The organism is Streptococcus sp. 27098_8_70, from assembly GCF_041432215.1.
In the GTDB taxonomy this organism is placed as follows: Bacteria; Bacillota; Bacilli; order Lactobacillales; family Streptococcaceae; genus Streptococcus; species Streptococcus oralis_CP.
Genome location: NZ_JAPVZD010000001.1, coordinates 851,345 through 870,585 on the forward strand (window position 1 = coordinate 851,345; position 19,241 = coordinate 870,585).

The 19,241-nt window shown below is 45.2% G+C and carries 12 protein-coding genes; 6 read left to right on the forward strand and 6 right to left on the reverse strand.

Annotated elements, in window-relative coordinates; all coding sequences use genetic code 11:
- Positions 1 to 9 precede the first annotated feature (9 nt).
- The 6 genes from secY2 to O3655_RS04105 all read right to left on the reverse strand — a co-directional run bounded on the left by secY2 (position 10) and on the right by O3655_RS04105 (position 13,224).
- A complete protein-coding gene (gene secY2, locus O3655_RS04080; RefSeq protein ID WP_308697211.1) occupies positions 10 to 1,227 on the reverse strand; it encodes an accessory Sec system protein translocase subunit SecY2 in 1,218 nt (405 codons plus the stop codon).
- An 85-nt stretch (positions 1,228 to 1,312) separates the two neighbouring features.
- Complete coding sequence (locus tag O3655_RS04085; protein ID WP_371641187.1) at positions 1,313 to 2,542, reverse strand: glycosyltransferase; 1,230 nt, start codon at positions 2,540 to 2,542, stop codon at positions 1,313 to 1,315.
- A 15-nt stretch (positions 2,543 to 2,557) separates the two neighbouring features.
- Positions 2,558 to 3,784: a glycosyltransferase gene (locus tag O3655_RS04090; RefSeq protein ID WP_371641188.1), complete on the reverse strand. Its 1,227-nt coding sequence runs from the start codon at positions 3,782 to 3,784 to the stop codon at positions 2,558 to 2,560.
- A gap of 219 nt (positions 3,785 to 4,003) precedes the next feature.
- Positions 4,004 to 10,117, reverse strand: coding sequence for an accessory Sec-dependent serine-rich glycoprotein adhesin (locus O3655_RS04095; protein ID WP_371641189.1), 6,114 nt, complete (start codon positions 10,115 to 10,117; stop codon positions 4,004 to 4,006).
- A gap of 726 nt (positions 10,118 to 10,843) precedes the next feature.
- Positions 10,844 to 12,388: a peptide chain release factor 3 gene (locus O3655_RS04100; RefSeq protein ID WP_000155103.1), complete on the reverse strand. Its 1,545-nt coding sequence runs from the start codon at positions 12,386 to 12,388 to the stop codon at positions 10,844 to 10,846.
- Between the two features lie 143 nt (positions 12,389 to 12,531).
- Positions 12,532 to 13,224, reverse strand: coding sequence for a TIGR02206 family membrane protein (locus O3655_RS04105; RefSeq protein ID WP_371641190.1), 693 nt, complete (start codon positions 13,222 to 13,224; stop codon positions 12,532 to 12,534).
- A 165-nt stretch (positions 13,225 to 13,389) separates the two neighbouring features.
- Between O3655_RS04105 and gatC the strand changes: the two genes are divergently transcribed.
- The 6 genes from gatC (at position 13,390) to O3655_RS04135 (ending at position 19,234) form a co-directional block, all read left to right on the forward strand.
- Entirely contained in the window at positions 13,390 to 13,692 is a 303-nt protein-coding gene (gene gatC / locus O3655_RS04110) for an Asp-tRNA(Asn)/Glu-tRNA(Gln) amidotransferase subunit GatC (RefSeq protein WP_049479280.1), read from the forward strand.
- Entirely contained in the window at positions 13,692 to 15,158 is a 1,467-nt protein-coding gene (gatA, locus tag O3655_RS04115; protein ID WP_049489767.1) for an Asp-tRNA(Asn)/Glu-tRNA(Gln) amidotransferase subunit GatA, read from the forward strand. Before gatC ends, gatA begins: the two co-directional genes overlap by 1 nt.
- Positions 15,158 to 16,603 (forward strand): Asp-tRNA(Asn)/Glu-tRNA(Gln) amidotransferase subunit GatB, encoded by a 1,446-nt coding sequence (gene gatB, locus O3655_RS04120; protein WP_001008632.1) that lies wholly within the window; start codon positions 15,158 to 15,160, stop codon positions 16,601 to 16,603. The genes gatA and gatB overlap by 1 nt, the downstream gene beginning before the upstream one ends.
- Positions 16,604 to 16,660: 57 nt before the next feature.
- Positions 16,661 to 17,056 carry a hypothetical protein gene (locus O3655_RS04125; protein WP_371641191.1) on the forward strand — a complete coding sequence of 132 codons (396 nt, stop codon included), beginning with the start codon at positions 16,661 to 16,663 and terminating at the stop codon, positions 17,054 to 17,056.
- Positions 17,057 to 17,153: 97 nt separating this feature from the next.
- Positions 17,154 to 18,098: a zinc-ribbon domain-containing transport protein gene (locus O3655_RS04130; protein WP_000715061.1), complete on the forward strand. Its 945-nt coding sequence runs from the start codon at positions 17,154 to 17,156 to the stop codon at positions 18,096 to 18,098.
- Between the two features lie 8 nt (positions 18,099 to 18,106).
- Positions 18,107 to 19,234 carry an SPFH domain-containing protein gene (locus O3655_RS04135; RefSeq protein WP_000505815.1) on the forward strand — a complete coding sequence of 376 codons (1,128 nt, stop codon included), beginning with the start codon at positions 18,107 to 18,109 and terminating at the stop codon, positions 19,232 to 19,234.
- Positions 19,235 to 19,241: the final 7 nt, after the last annotated feature.

Consider the following 19,241-nt stretch of genomic DNA (forward strand, 5'->3'; position numbering starts at 1 on the left):
CAAAACCTCCTAGAATAGTGGCCGATACCTTTCATTTAATCTGAGCGCCTGCAGTTCGTCGTGAATCGTAAAGAGCATGCCACTCAAAATTAAAAAGAGTCCGGGAATCATGCTGACTTTTAACAGACTCTCATCCTTCAAGACAAACAAGATCGGAAGTCCAGCCAAGATAACGTTAAAGACTGCACCTATCAGAGCAAATCGGAGAACCAAGCGATTGATAAAGCGACTAGTATCCTCACCGGGATAGACTCCGTAGATGTAATCTCCTGATTGCTTCATCCGATCTGCAATCTGTTGACCACTCACATTGACAAAAGCAAAGGCAATGCTAAAGACAAAGAGGATAAGGATATAAGCATAAATCCACAAAGGTTTCCCCATCGCATACTGCTCCAGTAGGGCAGGGTAGAGAGGATTACCCTTATCCAGATGTTGAAGCAAGAGCAAGAGATAGGAAGGCAAGCCCATGAGACTCATCACATACATATAAGGCATGCCACCAGCAGGATTGAGCATGATTTCCAGATAGGAATAGCGTTTAAAGCGAGAATGAAGCCCGATTTTATTGATAGGGATGCGGTATCTAGCTCGGTAAAAGAGCACGACGAGATAGGTAAAGAGGACACCAAGCACTACCAATAGGAAAAGCAACCAAGGGGAGATCTTATGAACTTGGACTGATTGGATGATGTCCTGAGGGAGTGAAGCCACCATACTCGCCAATAAAATGACGACAGGTCCTCCAACTCCGATAGACGCATTGATATCTGACAGCCAAACTAAGAAGAAGGTCCCCGCAACCAAAAGGCTGGTATTGAGGAGAAAGACCAAGAAGGGATTGTAGGGAGCTTGGACAGGAAGGTTTGTAGTCAAGGCCAAAGCCTGAATCAAGGCAATCCCTAACGTCAAGTACATTTTCCGTCTATCCTGGACTTCTGAAGAAACCGAGTTTAAGCCCAGTTTCTTCGAAAAGGAAAACATCTGCCACAAGATCATAGCTGACATCCAAGGTGAGAGCCCGATGGAAAAGAGAGAGAGGCTGCGAAGATTTCCACCAGTCAGGGCTACTGAAAAGTCCAGATAGGCTGCGCTTCCTCCGAGAAAATCCCGACTATTGAGATCAACAAAAGGAAGAGCCAGACGACTCCCGAGCACATAAATAAAGAGCAAAAACAGGGTGCGCATCCCTTTTTTTACCGCTATTGATGAACGAAATTCTTTCACTAGCTCCTCCTTTTCATTTTATCTTTCTGTCCTGTCACACGAGGCCAATCCAGCCTTTTTATCTTAGCACATTCAAATCTCTATCTCAGTTTTCATGAGTTTTCTCGTTCAGATAAGCCTTCAAAGTAGCCACCATTTCTTCTGGTCTTTCTGCTGAGAAAATACCCGCATAGGCACTTTCAGGTAGTTCTCGCGACTGGGTATTGTCAAAAGTCAAGATCGGTTTCTCAAAGCGTGAAATATAGTCATAAACAACACTCAACTTGTCATCGTGGTTAATATCGAGGTAGACATCTGTCTGCTGGATCAGTTTCTCGACCAAGAGGGGGAAGGTGTTGGGATAGAGGGTCACATTTTCAAAACGTGACAAGAGCATGAGTTCAGGTGCCATCGTCGTATAGGCTGCGATGTAGAAATGCACCTCTGGCAAGGCTTGAACCAGATAGTCGATTTTCTCAAGATGCCAAGAATTGGTCAAATTAACACAAGTCATAATTGGCTGATAGACTGTGACTGGATAGTCAATTCCGGCCTGACGCCATTTTTCAGTAATAGCAGACCACTCCATCAGATGATAGTGCCACCAAACCTCACGCAAACGCCCAACCGAATGAGTATTCCAAGGTTTGTCCTGAGAGAGGAAATGCAAGATGGCTGGCAGAGGCTCCAAAGGAATCTGGAAGATAAATTCATGTCCATGTGAGGCAGCCCCACTGTCAAAACCAATCTGGAAATTATAGTTTTGATCCAGAGAAGCATAGCTGTCATGAAAGAGCATATTGAGGATGGACTGGTCTCCCTCACTCACATGTTGGTGTTCCCGTTCCGTCAGCTCAACAAGTTTTTTTCTTACAGCTTCTGACCGCCACTTTTTGTTGTTTATCAAGAGAACACCTGCATTAAAGCCAACCCCAACTCCAAAACAAGATGGCGCAGCAGCCAGGTAGTTTTCTCCCAAGTCCATTTCAAAGAGAGCCGTCAGATCAGCCGTCACAACCAAATCACTGTCCAAGTATAGAACCTTATCCTCTTCAACAAAATCAGGGATAAAATAACGGGCAAAGGTCATGTGGTTGATATGGGGCAATTTGTTGCTCCAGTTCATCTGAAACTGGGCGCCAAGCATCTTGACATCCACTAACTCACCGCCCATTTGCTCTACTATCGGTCTGAGAGCACGGAACCATTCCTGGGGAATATCCTGATTAAAGATATAGACCTTGACATGGCTATTATGGTAGCAGAGAGACTTGAGTGCTGTTTCAATCTGGCGGATATAGGCATAATCTCCTGCGAGGACAATTGTTTTTTTCATTTAGTTTCCTTCAGTTCACAACGACTGCTTCTGTGATTCCAAAAGCGTGCGGATAGACTCGATCATTTGATCTACGGCTGCTGGTGAGTAGACATGACTGTAACCACTCGAGTCATGACTAGTGGTCTCAAAAGCAAATATAGGGATTTCTCTTTGCTGCACCTCTTGGATAATGTTTGCAATTTCATCCTCATGATTGATATCCAAGTAAAAGTCAATCTTTTCCAAGACTTTTTTGACATTCATGGGATTAAAGTAAGGATAGAGTCGTACATTCAGATGCGATTGCAAGTTCATGATTTCCGGCGCAAAATTGGTATGAGCTAGGATAGAGAACTCTACATCGGGCAGTTCTTGGATCAGGTGTTCGATTTGCTCTATGTGACACGTATTGGTAAAAATAGCGGTCGCATACTGGGGAGCTTGAACTAAGGATGCCAATCCTTTATGGAAATCACATTTTTTCATGACAATATCAGACCACTCTAGTCCGTAGTAAAACCACCAGTCCTCCCTGAAACGGTTGAGGTTGATTTGGTACCAAGGCTTGTCCCCTGTATAATGGATAATCTTGGCTGTCTTCTCAGTAGCAAGAGAATCCCTATACCAAGAATCCATCTGGTAATTTCGAGCCACTGTATCCATACCAACCATAAAATTATAGGTAGCTGGCAAAGGTTTCCAACGACCTTCAAACAGGTGATTTAACACACCCTGATCACCAAAAACTTGGTCATGCAGTTGGTCTGTCAAACTCAACAAGTGCTCCGTCACCTTTTCTTGGCGCCAGAGAGCCACATTAATCAGCAAGACACCTGCATTAAAAGTGCTAGGAACTAGAGCATCTGCGACAGCAGCTACTGGCCAGTCTGCCATATCTTCTAAAAAGAGTTGATCTAGGTTTGATCTAACGATAATATCCGAATCCAGGTACAAGGCTAGGTCTTCGCTAACAAACTGAGGAATAAAATAACGAAAGAAAGTTGCATAACTTAGGTGGGCTAGTGGTAAACGATACTCTTTCAAACCTTGATGACTAATCTTGACATTGACGATTTTTGAGGCTAGAGGCTCTAGACGTCTCTCCATGAGCTGAAACCATTCTGATGGCAAATCATCATTGAAAACATAAAAAGTTACTGCTCGGTTATGGGCGCAGATTGACTTGATTGTTGTTTCAATCTTGTCCATATATGCATTATCACCACCGAGCACAATGGCTTTTTGAAGCTCTTTTTTCATTTCGTCCCCTTTTCTTTTCACATTCGTTTGGCTACTTTTCTACTACTATAGTTCTGATTTTTTCGATGATTATCTCACCTTCCTATTATACCTTTTCCCCTAGTTTATTTCAAACTCAAAAGAGGATTTTCCCCTTCTCACATATAGAAAAAACCTTTGAAAAATCATGTTTTCAAAGGTTTTCCATTTTACTATTTATTCATTGATTTTTATATCTTATCAATGACTTTCTTGATCGTCACTCTGACTCTTCTTGGCAAGAAGACCGATACCTGTCACAGCTGCCAATGCTCCCAATAAAGCAGATGCTACGGAAGTCGACGCTCCTGTATTTGGCAAGACTTGTTTCGGCTTGCTTGAAGCGGATTGACCTTGGCTTGCAATGTTTGCCATTGAGAGAGAGGTGCTTGTTGAAGTAGATACCAGAGCACTTGCTGACGCAGATCTACTAATAGAATCTGAAGTCGAGAGACTAGCGCTAATCGACGCAGACTCGCTCACTGACATACTTGCTGAAATCGAAGCACTTTCTAGAGTCGATTCACTGGCTAACATGCTAGCTGAGAGTGATGCGCTCGTTGAAGTAGATTCGCTCACTGATGTACTTGCTGAGATCGAGGCACTTTCCAATGCTAACTCGTCTGCTAGCATACTTGCAGAAGTTGAAGTACTTGTTGAAGCAGATTGACTCGAGCTGACTGAGGCGGACTGGCTTGAGCTGACTGAGGCTGATTCACTTGAGCTTACCGATGCTGACTCACTGGCGCTCGCTGAAGCAGATTGGCTAGCACTCACCGATACAGATTGGCTTGAGCTTACAGATACTGATTGACTCGCGCTGGCTGAGGCTGACTGACTAGAACTTACCGAAGCAGACTGGCTCGCACTTGCAGATGCTGATTGGCTGGCACTCACTGAAGCAGACTGGCTAGCGCTAACTGAAGTGGATTCGCTGGAGCTTACGGACGCAGACTGGCTGGCGCTCGCTGATGCTGATTCGCTGGAGCTTGCAGACGCTGACTGACTCGAGCTTACTGAGGCGGATTGACTTGAGCTTACTGAGGCTGACTCACTCGAACTTGCTGAGGCTGACTGGCTTGAGCTTACTGAAGCTGATTGACTGGCACTTACGGAAACTGACTCACTTGCGCTCACAGATGCAGATTGGCTTGAGCTTACAGAAGCGGACTGGCTAGCGCTCACTGAGGCGGATTCACTTGAACTTACTGAGACAGATTGACTCGAGCTAGCTGAAGCTGATTGACTCGAGCTTGCAGACGCTGATTGGCTCGAACTTACTGAGGCGGATTGACTGGAGCTCGTCGATGCGGACTGACTCGAGCTTACTGAGGCAGACTGGCTAGCGCTTACGGAAGCAGATTCACTGGCGCTCAATGAAGCGGACTGACTCGAACTTACTGAGGCGGATTGACTTGAGCTTGCTGAAGCTGATTCGCTGGAGCTTACTGAGGCGGATTGGCTTGAGCTTACTGAGGCGGATTGGCTAGCGCTCGCTGAGGCTGACTCACTTGCGCTTACTGAAGCGGATTCGCTGGAGCTTACAGAGGCAGACTGGCTGGCACTTGCTGAAGCTGATTGGCTGGTGCTTACTGAGGCTGATTGACTCGAGCTCACTGATGCAGACTGGCTAGTGCTTACTGACGCGGACTGACTCGAGCTCACTGAGACAGATTCACTTGCGCTCACTGAAGCGGATTGGCTCGAGCTCGCTGAAGCGGATTGACTCGAGCTTACTGAGGCTGACTGGCTCGCGCTCGCTGAGGCGGATTGACTTGAGCTTACTGAAGCTGATTGGCTGGTGCTTACTGAAACAGACTGACTTGCGCTCACTGACGCTGATTGGCTGGCGCTGGCTGAAGCGGATTGACTTGCACTTACTGATGCAGATCGGCTGGTGCTTACTGAGGCTGATTCACTCGCACTTACCGATGCTGACTCACTGGCGCTCACCGAAGCAGACTCACTCGAACTTACTGAAGCGGACTGACTTGAACTTACCGAAGCTGACTGGCTAGCGCTCACTGACTCAGACTGGCTAGCACTTGCAGATGCTGATTGGCTGGAGCTTGCTGATGCAGACTGACTGGCACTCAATGAAGCGGATTGACTAGCACTTACTGATGCTGATTCACTTGCGCTGGCTGAAGCGGATTGGCTCGAACTTGCCGACGCAGATTGACTCGAGCTTACTGAAGCGGATTGACTCGAGCTCACTGACGCTGATTGACTAGAGCTCGCTGATGCAGATTCACTTGCACTTACTGAGGCGGACTGGCTAGCACTAGCTGAAGCGGATTGACTCGAGCTTACAGACGCAGACTCACTCGAACTCACTGAGGCTGATTGACTTGCACTCACCGATGCTGACTCACTTGCGCTCACCGATGCTGACTCACTTGCGCTCACCGATGCTGACTCACTCGAACTTACTGAGGCCGATTGACTCGAGCTTACAGACGCAGACTCACTCGAGCTCACTGAAGCGGATTGACTTGCGCTCATCGATGCTGACTGGCTTGCACTCAATGATGCAGATTGACTCGAGCTTACTGAGGCAGACTGACTTGCGCTCACTGAGGCGGACTGGCTAGCACTCAATGAAGCGGATTCGCTTGAGCTTACCGAAGCAGACTGACTTGAGCTTACAGACGCTGATTGACTCGAGCTTACTGATGCTGACTGACTAGCGCTCACTGAAGCGGATTGACTAGCGCTGGCTGAAGCAGATTCACTCGCACTTACCGATGCTGATCGACTCGAACTTGCTGAGGCTGACTGACTTGAGCTTACGGATGCTGACTCACTCGCACTTACAGAAGCGGATTGACTCGAGCTCACTGACGCTGATTGACTAGAGCTCGCTGATGCAGATTCACTTGCACTTACTGAAGTGGATTGACTCGAGCTCGCTGACGCTGACTGGCTCGCACTCGCTGATGCAGATTGACTAGCGCTGGCTGAGGCAGATTCGCTTGAGCTTGCTGAGGCGGATTGACTTGCACTCACTGAGGCGGATTGGCTGGAGCTTACCGAAGCGGATTGACTTGCACTTGCCGATACAGACTCACTTGCGCTTACTGAGGCTGACTGGCTTGCGCTCGCTGAAGCTGACTCACTGGCGCTTACCGAAGCGGATTGACTGGAGCTTACTGACGCAGACTCACTCGAACTCACTGAGGCTGATTGACTTGCACTCACCGATGCGGACTCACTCGCACTTACTGATGCGGATTGACTCGAACTTACTGAAGCAGACTGGCTGGCACTCGCTGAAGCGGATTCGCTGGAGCTGACTGACACTGACTGACTAGCACTTACTGAAGCTGACTCACTGGCGCTCACTGACGCTGACTGACTAGCACTTACTGATACTGACTCACTGGCGCTCACTGAAGCGGATTGACTCGAGCTCAATGAAGCGGACTGACTCGAGCTGACTGATGCGGATTGGCTAGCACTCGCTGAAACAGATTGGCTGAAGCTGACTGACGCTGATTGGCTCGAACTTACTGATGCTGATTGACTTGAGCTCACCGATACAGATTGGCTCGAACTTGCCGACGCTGACTGACTAGAACTTACCGAAGCGGATTGACTGGCGCTGACTGACGCTGACTGGCTAGCGCTCGTTGATGCGGACTGACTCGAGCTGACTGATGCAGATTGACTCGAGCTTACTGAAGCGGATTGGCTCGCACTCACTGAAGCGGATTGACTCGAGCTCACTGAAGCTGATCGACTCGCACTCGCTGAAGCGGACTGACTCGAACTTGCAGACGCTGATTGGCTCGCACTCACTGACGCAGACTGGCTGGAGCTGACAGACACTGATTGACTCGAGCTTACTGAGGCGGACTGGCTAGCGCTGACTGAGGCGGACTGACTAGCGCTCGCTGAAGCTGACTCACTTGCGCTCGCTGACACTGATTGGCTCGAACTTACTGAAGCAGACTGACTCGAGCTCGCTGAGGCGGATTGACTCGAGCTCACCGATGCGGACTGACTCGAGCTTACAGACGCTGACTGACTAGCACTTGCTGAGGCTGACTGGCTTGAGCTTACAGACGCTGACTGACTAGTGCTCGCTGATGCTGATTGACTCGAACTTACTGAGGCGGACTGGCTATTACTTACTGAAATAGACGCTTGATTTGGCGTAATTTGTCCATTAAACACATCTGAAACCAAACCATTCACTGTCGTACTTGCAGTCACCGGTCCACTAGGAAGTCGTCCTCCATTACGATCGTATACCTTCTTCAACTCATTTGCAGTAAAGGTTACACTAGTCGAGCTCCCCGTTGCTTGTTTGGTGAATGTTTCCCCTGCAATTGTAAGAGTAACAGTCCCACCTGGAGTCACTCCATCTACCGTGATCGCTTGATTTGTGAGACCACCTTTTTCGTTAAGGAACCGTTCCTCAATTCTAGGTGTCTGAGGGCGAACCTCAATCGGAATCTCTACTTCATCCGTACTTCCATCTGGATAAGTTACCACTGCAGTCAACGTATGCCGACCAGCAGACAAATTCGTATTGGTTCCAGATTTCCAAGTATAGGTTGTCTGAGTACCTGGAGTTATTCCTGTAGTCGGAAGTTCTGGAGTACCTGCAGCATTCGTAATGTACTGACTGGCTTCACCAACAGAAATGGTTGTTTGCCCAGAATTCAAAGTTAAGGTTTGAGATGAATTACCTTTAGCGACTGCTGTATATTTTTCAGTTTGCGCAACAGCTACAAATTGAATAGCTGCAGGATTTTCTGTTACAGATTTTTTATTTGTATCTACATCATTCCCATTATAATTATTTGCTTGGTCATATGTGTAGATATAACGCGTCCACAAACCGCCTGCTTGAATTGACTTACTGATAGAGCCACTTGCTGTTACTTTAAAAGGATTAGTAGAAGTTGCATTGCCATCTTGTCCAAATTTTTCAGTCGGAACAGTTGTTGTTATTGTATGAACATCGTTTTTAACATTACTTGAAGTAATCGTATCTACTGTTTTGCCTCTTGGCACTAAAGCAACCGTCGGATACTTTTCAACCCTCGCATGCTCAATTCGTCCGCTATTATCAGTGAACTCAAAAGTCGCTTCGAAACGTTCTTCACGATAAACTCTAATCAGTTGACCATCAACTGTAGCTCCTTCATTCGTAACAATTCGTGTTCGTTCTGGCTTCTCTGTATCCCTAGCAGCTCTGAAGCTAGCGGTATTTGAAGCTTGGGTCAAAGCTTGTCCGTTTCTGCTGTCACGAAGTCCAGACTTGGCACGTAACACAGCATTTGCAATGCTATTTCGAGCTTCTGTAGCCTTATTCAAAATAGAAGTAAAATCAGAAAGCTCCCCTTTCAAGGCATCTGCTATCTCATTCTTCGCTAGACTAGCCTTCGTGATCGCCTCATCCGAGTTTGGAAGCCCCTGAGCTTGAGCTAGAAACTGCACAATCTCAGCAGACAAAGCCTCTAATTTCTTCCGTTTTTCTTCACTTTGCTTTTCTGTCAAGGCTAGGGAAGTCATTGTGAGACTCGATTCAGCCGTCACACCTTCATTCTTTACACGACCAGACTGACTTTGAGGCAAGGATTCTGTAGAAAAATCAACTGCTTTTAATTCTTTCGAAGGTTGTGATTCTTTCACTGTCTCCCGAGCTGACTCACTTGCTTGGTACTGACTTTGAACACCAACTGAAGCTCTCTCTGACAGATTACTATTCGCTTGATTTTGTGTCCCAAGGGATTCACTTGAACTAGCAGTTACACTTTGACTGTTTGCAAAGGATTGACTAGTAGAAGCAGATTGGCTCATCGACTGGCTCATGCTAGAAGAGCTTGAGGCACTGACAGACTGACTCGTAGAGGCAGATTGACTGGCGCTCTGCGAATTGAATTCTGACAATGACTGGCTTTGACTGGTAGACAAAGACAAGCTAGCAGCATCTTGATGATCCTGTGTCGTCCCTAGCACTACTGAATCTCTCGTCGCCAGGGTATCTTTTGATTCGACAGTCTTTTCAACAGCGACTGCATCATTGGCATAAACACGCGTTTGCGTCGCAGCAAAACCACCTAAGATCGTCCCCGTAGCTGCTATCCCTTTCAAGACATCCAAGCCGGTCAACTTCTGACCTTCTTGCTTTTCAACCATTTCTGTCTTTACTTGGCTCGTATCCGCACTTCCACGCATCACCTTAAATAAGCCAAAAAGGGAAGTCGAGGCCCGTAGCCAATGCTTCCCTGATTTGATTAATTTGAACCGAGTTACACGGTCTGTTTCTCTATATTCACCCTTCTGGCGTCTAAAAAACATGTTCATCCCCTCAACTTGAAAAAGATCTATTCACCTATAAAAACTATCTCCTTATTATATACCAAATATACCGACAATTCAATATCTATAACACACTCTAAAGAAAGAAAATGATTTCAAAAATAACTCTATTTCAAATCTATTCTGTTTTTTCAATATAATCTTCATTTTATTGTTCTGTTAATATATTTTATTTATTTTTAAACATTTCTAAATGCTTTAAAATTTTAGCAATCAATTCCAATCACTCAGGGAATTGATTTTTATTCAAAATATAGAAAAAGTCCATGAATCAATAGCATCCACAGACTTTTAGAAGTAGAGTATTTAAAGTCAGTTTCACAAATGAATTAATGAGGCCAGTAGCCGAGGTAACTTTCTATCCTTTCCAACAAAAAAATCCACGAATCAAAAACATTCGAGGACTTTTCTTACGTCGCATTTAAGCAAAATGCCATACTAATTAATAGCCGTAATCTACGACACTGAGTTTTACAAATCGATTTCATTTGTAAAACGTGGTTACGACGGAAAAATCCACGAATCGATAATATTCGTGGATTTTTCCTAGTGAAGCGTTTAGGTAAGCCGATTTTACACTACGACACGGAGTTTGGCAAATCGATTCTATTTGCCAAACGTAGTTAGTAAGGCAGTTAGCTAGTTCGCCAAATAGCGACTAGCGTCCAACAATTAGGAACTTTAGTTCCAATTGTTGGTGCTGAGTTACATTTTTTCCTCCAACTCTACGTCTGGATACTTGTCCGCAAACCAGCGGAGGGCGAAGTCGTTTTCAAAGAGAAAGACAGGTTGGTCAAAACGGTCCTTGGCCAAGATATTGCGGCTTGAGGACATGCGCTCGTCCAAGTCCTCAGGCTTGATCCAACGAACAGTCTTTTTACCCATTGGGCTCATGACCACTTCTGCATTGTACTCGCCTTCCATGCGGTGCTTAAAGACTTCAAACTGGAGTTGTCCCACAGCCCCTAGCATGTACTCGCCAGTTTGGTAATTCTTATAAAGCTGAATGGCTCCTTCTTGCACCAATTGTTCGATACCCTTGTGGAAGGATTTTTGTTTCATGACGTTCTTAGCAGAAACTTTCATGAAAATCTCAGGTGTAAAGGTTGGAAGGGGTTCAAATTCAAACTTGTTTTTTCCAACCGTCAAGGTGTCTCCAACCTGATAAGTACCGGTATCGTAAACCCCGATGATATCTCCTGCCACGGCATTGGTCACATTCTCACGACTTTCCGCCATAAACTGAGTCACATTCGATAGTTTGGCACCCTTACCAGTACGAGGCAGATTGACACTCATCCCTCGCTCAAATTCACCCGATACGATACGAACAAAGGCGATACGGTCACGGTGACGAGGGTCCATGTTGGCTTGGATTTTAAAGACAAATCCTGAGAAATCCTTGTCATAAGGATCCACAATTTCGCCATCTGTTTTCTTGTGACCATGTGGTTCTGGAGCAAACTTAAGGAAGGTCTCAAGGAAGGTCTGCACCCCAAAGTTAGTGAGAGCTGAACCGAAGAAGACTGGTGTCAGTTCTCCTGCAAGAATAGCTTCTTCTGAAAATTCATTTCCTGCTTCTTGCAACAGTTCGATATCGTCCTTAACCTGAGCGTAGAAAGGATTGCTTCCAAAGAGCTTATCCCCTTCTTCCAGACTGGCAAAACGCTCATCTCCTTTATAGAGTTCCAAGCGTTGGTTATAGAGGTCATACAAGCCTTCAAAGGCTTTCCCCATCCCGATTGGCCAGTTCATAGGATAGCTCGCAATACCTAGGACTTCTTCTAGTTCTTGCAAGAGATCCAGTGGCTCACGACCGTCACGGTCCAGCTTGTTCATAAAGGTAAAGACTGGAATACCACGGTGCTTCACAACCTCAAACAATTTCTTGGTTTGGGCCTCGATACCCTTGGCAGAGTCCACGACCATGACGGCAGCATCCACCGCCATCAAGGTCCGATAAGTATCTTCTGAGAAGTCCTCGTGTCCTGGTGTGTCGAGGATGTTCACGCGCTTACCATCATAGTCAAACTGCATAACAGATGACGTGACCGAAATCCCACGTTGTTTCTCGATATCCATCCAGTCAGACTTGGCAAAAGTCCCTGTTTTCTTCCCTTTTACCGTACCAGCCTCACGAATCTCGCCCCCAAAGTAGAGCAACTGCTCAGTGATGGTTGTTTTCCCGGCGTCCGGGTGGGAGATGATAGCAAAAGTACGACGTTTCTTAATTTCTTCTTGAATAGTCATAAGTTCTCTTTCTTTGATTTTCTATTTTTAGTTGTTTCAGTAGCTAAGAATGATGTTTACATTGGATTTTACCATTCCTTTCAACTCTCCATTATAGCGGATTTTGGGGAGTTTTTCAATTGCTCATCTGATGAAAAGGCAAGCTAGAGCACAGATTGAGCCTGATTTCTCTTTTTCCACCGTTTCTTGAACAAGATATCAAAGAGAACCAGAGCCAGCGAAAGGATGACAGACACAAGGAGGTACTTTATCCATAGAGGAGCATTCGAGATAAACGGGGTATCTCTTAAGAGACCATAATTTCCACCTGTCACCTGATTAACACCAACTAGAAAGAGATTGAGAATAAAGGTATAGGCCACAATCATATATTTCTTGAGCAAGGTCTTGTCATAGTGATTCATCAAGTAAACCAAGGAATTCACTAGAAGGGCATAGTGCCCTATCAAAAATGAAAAACTGGTGATATGGGGGAAATCATAGGGATCAAAAACCGGGTAAACCAAAGCAAAGACTGCTCCGCTTGCTCCTAAGAGGGCAAAATATTGCTTGCTCCGCCATTTATCTGGCAAGAAAACCACCGCAAACATAGCCAAACGGCAATGGTAAAATGGAAGGCTATTAGAAAATGGAATCCCAAAGCCAACATACCAACTATATAGGGCTAGCAACTGGAGGATCTGAATCCCCTTAAACAAGCGGACAAATTTCGGATTCTTGTGATAAGCAAGTGCTCCATAAATACAAAGCACTAAAGTAAGCATCATAGTCCCATACCAAAAGAGGGAAATGGGAGGAGGAACCGTCTGAGATCTGGTGATAAATTGATGGAACATATTTCTATCCTAACTTTTATTTTTTCTATTCTCTAGTTTAACCATTATAGCGAATTAAAAGCGATTTTTCAATTTCTATTTCTTTTCAGTTTGGCTCCCTTATTTATAGGAAAATATGGTAAAATAGAACAGACTAAAAATCATCATTTCACGAAAGGATGCAAGATGAAAATTACGCAAGAAGAGGTAACACACGTTGCCAATCTTTCAAAATTAAAATTCTCTGAAGAAGAAACTGCTGCTTTTGCAACAACCTTGTCTAAAATTGTTGACATGGTTGAATTGCTGGGCGAAGTCGACACAACTGGTGTCGTACCTACTACAACCATGGCTGATCGCAAGACCGTACTCCGCCCTGATGTGGCCGAAGAAGGAACAGACCGTGACCGCTTGTTTAAAAACGTACCTGAAAAAGAAAACTACTATATCAAGGTGCCAGCTATCCTAGATGATGGAGGAGATGCCTAATGACTTTTAATAACAAAACTATTGAAGACTTGCACAATCTCCTTGTTTCTAAGGAGATTTCAGCTACTGAATTGACACAAGCAACGCTTGAAGATATTAAAGCTCGAGAAACAGCTATCAATGCTTTTGTCACTATCGCTGAAGAACAAGCCCTTTCGCAAGCTAAGGCTATTGATGAAGCTGGAATTGACGCGGATAATGTCCTTTCAGGAATTCCGCTTGCTGTCAAAGATAATATCTCTACCGACGGTATCCTCACAACTGCTGCCTCAAAAATGCTCTACAACTACGAGCCTATCTTTGATGCGACAGCCGTTGCCAATGCAAAAGCCAAGGGCATGATTGTTGTCGGAAAAACCAACATGGACGAATTTGCCATGGGTGGATCAGGTGAGACTTCCCACTACGGTGCAACTAAAAATGCTTGGGACCACAGCAAGGTTCCTGGTGGATCATCAAGTGGTTCTGCCGCAGCTGTGGCTTCAGGTCAAGTCCGCTTGTCACTTGGTTCTGATACGGGGGGATCCATCCGCCAACCTGCTGCCTTCAACGGGATTGTTGGTCTCAAACCAACCTACGGAACGGTTTCTCGATTCGGTCTCATTGCTTTCGGTAGCTCACTAGACCAAATCGGGCCTTTTGCACCAACTGTTAAGGAAAATGCCCTCTTGCTCAATGCGATTGCCAGCGAAGATACTAAAGACTCGACTTCTGCTCCTGTCCGCATTGCCGACTTTACTTCAAAAATCGGTCAAGACATCAAAGGTATGAAAATTGCTTTGCCTAAAGAATACCTCGGTGAAGGAATTGACCCAGAAGTTAAAGAAACCATTATCAAGGCAGCCAAACACTTTGAAAAACTTGGTGCCATTGTCGAAGAAGTCAGTCTTCCTCACTCTAAATACGGTGTTGCCGTTTACTACATTATAGCTTCTTCAGAAGCTTCCTCAAACCTGCAACGTTTTGACGGTATCCGTTACGGCTACCGCGCAGAAGATGCAAGCAACCTTGATGAAATCTATGTGAACAGCCGTAGTCAAGGTTTCGGTGAAGAGGTAAAACGCCGTATCATGCTAGGTACTTTCAGTCTTTCATCAGGTTACTACGATGCCTACTACAAAAAGGCTGGACAAGTCCGTACCCTCATCATTCAAGATTTCGAAAACGTCTTTGCGGATTACGACTTGATTTTGGGACCAACTGCTCCTAGTGTTGCCTACGATTTGGACTCCCTCAACCACGACCCAGTTGCCATGTACTTGGCTGATCTTTTGACCATCCCAGTCAACTTGGCAGGCCTCCCAGGAATTTCAATTCCTGCTGGATTCTCTCAAGGTCTCCCAGTCGGTCTCCAATTGATCGGTCCTAAGTACTCTGAGGAAACCATTTACCAAGCTGCTGCTGCTTTTGAAGCGACAACAGACTACCACAAACAACAACCCGTGATTTTTGGAGGTGACAACTAATGAACTTTGAAACAGTCATTGGACTTGAAGTCCACGTAGAGCTCAACACCAATTCAAAAATCTTCTCACCAACTTCTGCCCACTTCGGAAATGACCAAAACGCCAATACCAACGTGATTGACTGGTCTTTCCCAGGAGTACTTCCGGTTCTCAATAAAGGTGTTGTCGATGCTGGTATCAAGGCCGCTCTTGCCCTCAACATGGACATCCACAAGCACATGCACTTCGACCGCAAGAACTACTTCTACCCTGATAATCCAAAAGCCTACCAAATTTCTCAGTTTGATGAGCCTATCGGTTATAATGGTTGGATTGAAGTCGAGCTAGAAGACGGTACGACTAAGAAAATCGGTATCGAACGTGCTCACCTAGAAGAAGACGCTGGTAAAAACACCCACTGTACAGATGGCTACTCTTATGTTGACCTCAATCGTCAAGGGGTGCCATTGATTGAAATCGTATCTGAAGCCGACATGCGTTCCCCAGAAGAAGCCTATGCTTATCTAACAGCTCTCAAGGAAGTCATCCAGTACGCTGGCATTTCTGACGTTAAGATGGAAGAAGGTTCTATGCGTGTGGATGCCAACATCTCCCTTCGTCCTTATGGTCAAGAGAAATTCGGTACCAAGACTGAGTTGAAAAACCTCAACTCCTTCTCAAATGTTCGCAAAGGTCTCGAATACGAAGTCCAACGCCAGGCTGAAATCCTTCGCTCAGGTGGTCAAATTCGCCAAGAAACACGCCGTTACGATGAAGCTAACAAGGCAACCATCCTCATGCGTGTCAAAGAAGGTGCTGCAGACTACCGCTACTTCCCTGAACCAGACCTACCACTCTTTGAAATCTCAGATGAGTGGATTGAGGAAATGCGCACTGAATTACCAGAGTTTCCAAAAGAACGTCGTGCGCGCTACGTATCTGACCTTGGCTTATCAGACTACGATGCTAGCCAGTTGACGGCAAACAAAGTCACTTCTGACTTCTTTGAAAAAGCTGTTGCACTCGGTGGTGATGCCAAACAAGTCTCTAACTGGCTCCAAGGTGAAGTTGCTCAGTTCTTGAACGCCGAAGGTAAGACACTGGAACAAATCGAATTAACACCAGAAAACTTAGTAGAAATGATTGCCATCATCGAAGACGGCACGATCTCTTCTAAGATTGCCAAGAAAGTCTTTGTCCATCTGGCTAAAAATGGCGGTGGCGCGCGTGAATACGTGGAAAAAGCAGGCTTGGTGCAAATCTCTGATCCAGATGTCTTGATCCCAATCATCCACCAAGTCTTTGCGGATAACGAAGCTGCCGTTGCCGACTTCAAGTCAGGTAAACGCAACGCAGACAAGGCCTTCACAGGATTCCTTATGAAGGCAACCAAAGGCCAAGCCAACCCACAAGTCGCCCTTAAACTGCTTGCACAAGAATTGGCTAAGTTGAAAGAAAGTGAGTAATTTACTCTTTATACACTTTTTTCTACTTTTAAGACGAGAATGAGACAAGGAGAATAAATGAACAAATTTTTACGATTGCTATTTGTCTTAGTCATCATCGCTATGTTAGGCGCTTCTATACTACAAATTTTCTTTCCATCGTACATGGGAAGCCACTCCGGGTACGGAATATCTGCTGGTTGGCAACGAGAAATTGGAATATGGAATTTAGCTGTATTGATTATTATTCTCGCTATCAATATTAAATACGATTGGTTCTATCTACGAATCGCACTTCTTGCTCTCATTATTGGCGGAATTGGAATAGGAACAAATCACTTACTCAATTATATGGAGTATCACTCTCCTGTAAATGCTATCGGTGCTTTTGAAAATTACTTGCTAGCAATAGGGTGGATTGTGGGATGGCTCATCGAGCGCCAATCCATAAAGAAGCTAAATGCTAGTAAATAACGCCTAGTATATCTTAGATTATTTTAAAGGTTATTAATAGTTTAATAATCATTCGAATTCAGAATTCTACCTTTTCAATCATATAGTTAGGAGACACATGAAAAAGTTTTACGCTCTTTTAATGACCTGTTTATTACTTGTTTTTCTATCCGTGCCTCAAATCGTTGATGCAGGTGTCGGGCATTCCAGAAGTGGAGGGAGCAGCCGCAGTAGCAGCCGCTCAAGTGGAGGTGGAAGTCGTTCTGGCGGATCATCCTACCACTACTACCGCTCTGGATATGGATCATCCTCTGACAGTTCTGCTAGCTCTCCCTATTTAGGATTTATGTTCATATTAGTCGGAGGAATCATACTAGTTGTTATCGTCAAATCCTTGCGGAATAAGTCTGGAGATTCGAGTTCAACCTACACTAGTAATGATTCTCAAACGCTCCATCGTCGAGTTGAACACAACACACTGGCCATTAGTCGTGTGAAATATGGGGATCCAAACTTTGACGCGGTAGCCTTCACATCTTGGGTTAAGGAAGTCTACCTTAAATTGCAGGTTGCCTGGACTGAGAAAAATTGGAACTCTGTCCGCGCTTTGGAAAGTACCAGTCTCTACTCCCAACACAGTACCCAACTTGAGGACCATATTCGATCTAAAACAACTAATGTTTTAGAGAAAGTTTGTATCGAAAATGTTCGCATCAAGGAGTTCATTGAAAATCCTGACGGAAACGATACCTTAGTGGTGATTCTGTCATCTACCTTGCGGGACTATGTCATTGACGATGAGACTCGCCGTGTCATTGAAGGAGACCCTAAAAAAGATCTCTTCACCGTGTATCAATTAAACTTTATCCGTCAACACGGTAGCCAAACGCAAGCAGTCAATCCAGACCAAGTTGTGAGCGACCACTGTCCAAACTGTGGCGCCCCTTTGAAAATCTCTGCAGTTAGCGAGTGCGACTACTGTGGTGCCAATCTCTCTCGCAGTCCAAACCAATGGGTACTGGATACCTATGATGTTGTGGATGAAGACGAGCTTTATAATTAGGAGGAATTATGGGATTTATACGTGCAGCCTTATCAGCAGGCTTAAATAGTTTTAATGATAGTAAATTCAAGGAAGCCATCGTCCTTCCAGACAATGTCTCTGGCGACGCCTTGGCCATCAAGGGACAATTACTCACTAAAGACCCCGATGGACGTTCTCGTCACAGCAATCAAAATACTGGACTCTTGTCGGATGGCAGTGTGGTTATCGTTCCCCAAGGCTATACCGCTGTTTTGGTAAACAACGGTACCTTCCTTGGTGAAGTCCTCGAAGCTGGTAGCCACGAATGGCAAGCTGGTGATAATGCCTGGCTCCTTGAAAAAGGTGGTTTAAAAGGCACTTGGGAAAGCTTTAAAAACCGTTTCTCTTTCGGTGGACAAGTCATCACCCAACAAGAAATTATTTTTATCCGCATGCAACCTATTGCAGGTAATAAGTTCGGCACACAAAACGCGGTCGAATACTTCAGCGAACGTTACCAACAGCTGCTTAATATCCGTTTCTATGGCTTGTTTGATGTAAAAATAGCAGATCCAGTCCTCTTCTACGTGAGTTCTGTTAGCCGTCAAATTACTGACGGACAGCCATTTACTCTCCAAGATGTAGCTCAAGGAACGCTCCGTCAAAATATCGCACCAAAAATCGCGATTGCCATTGCCAAATATACCAACGAAAACAAGGTTGATATCTATAGCCTCAATGCCAACCAAGACACCTTTAACGAACTCGCTAAACAAGAGGTCAACAAGGTTTGGACAGGTCTCTACGGAATTGAAGCAACTAACATCTTGCTTGAAGACCTCAGCTACGACCAAGAAAGTCTTGATATCGTTCGCAAGCTTGATAGTGAGCTCGTGGCAATGAAGTACAACACGATTGAAATCGAAGAACGCCGTGCTCGTAACGAAGCACTTATTGCTGCAGCTGCCAACGAAGGGAATGGCAATGGGATGAACATGTTTATGGGCATGAATCTTGGCCAAACTCTGGGTGGTCAACTAAGCCAACAAGTTCAAAATCAAGCACCGGCTCAAAATGCTGGGCAAGCTACTAGCAAGAATTTTTATATCGAAGTCGATGGAAAATACGTCCTCGTTACCAAAGACGAAGATGGAAATATCGTACCAGTCAACTAATTAAGCT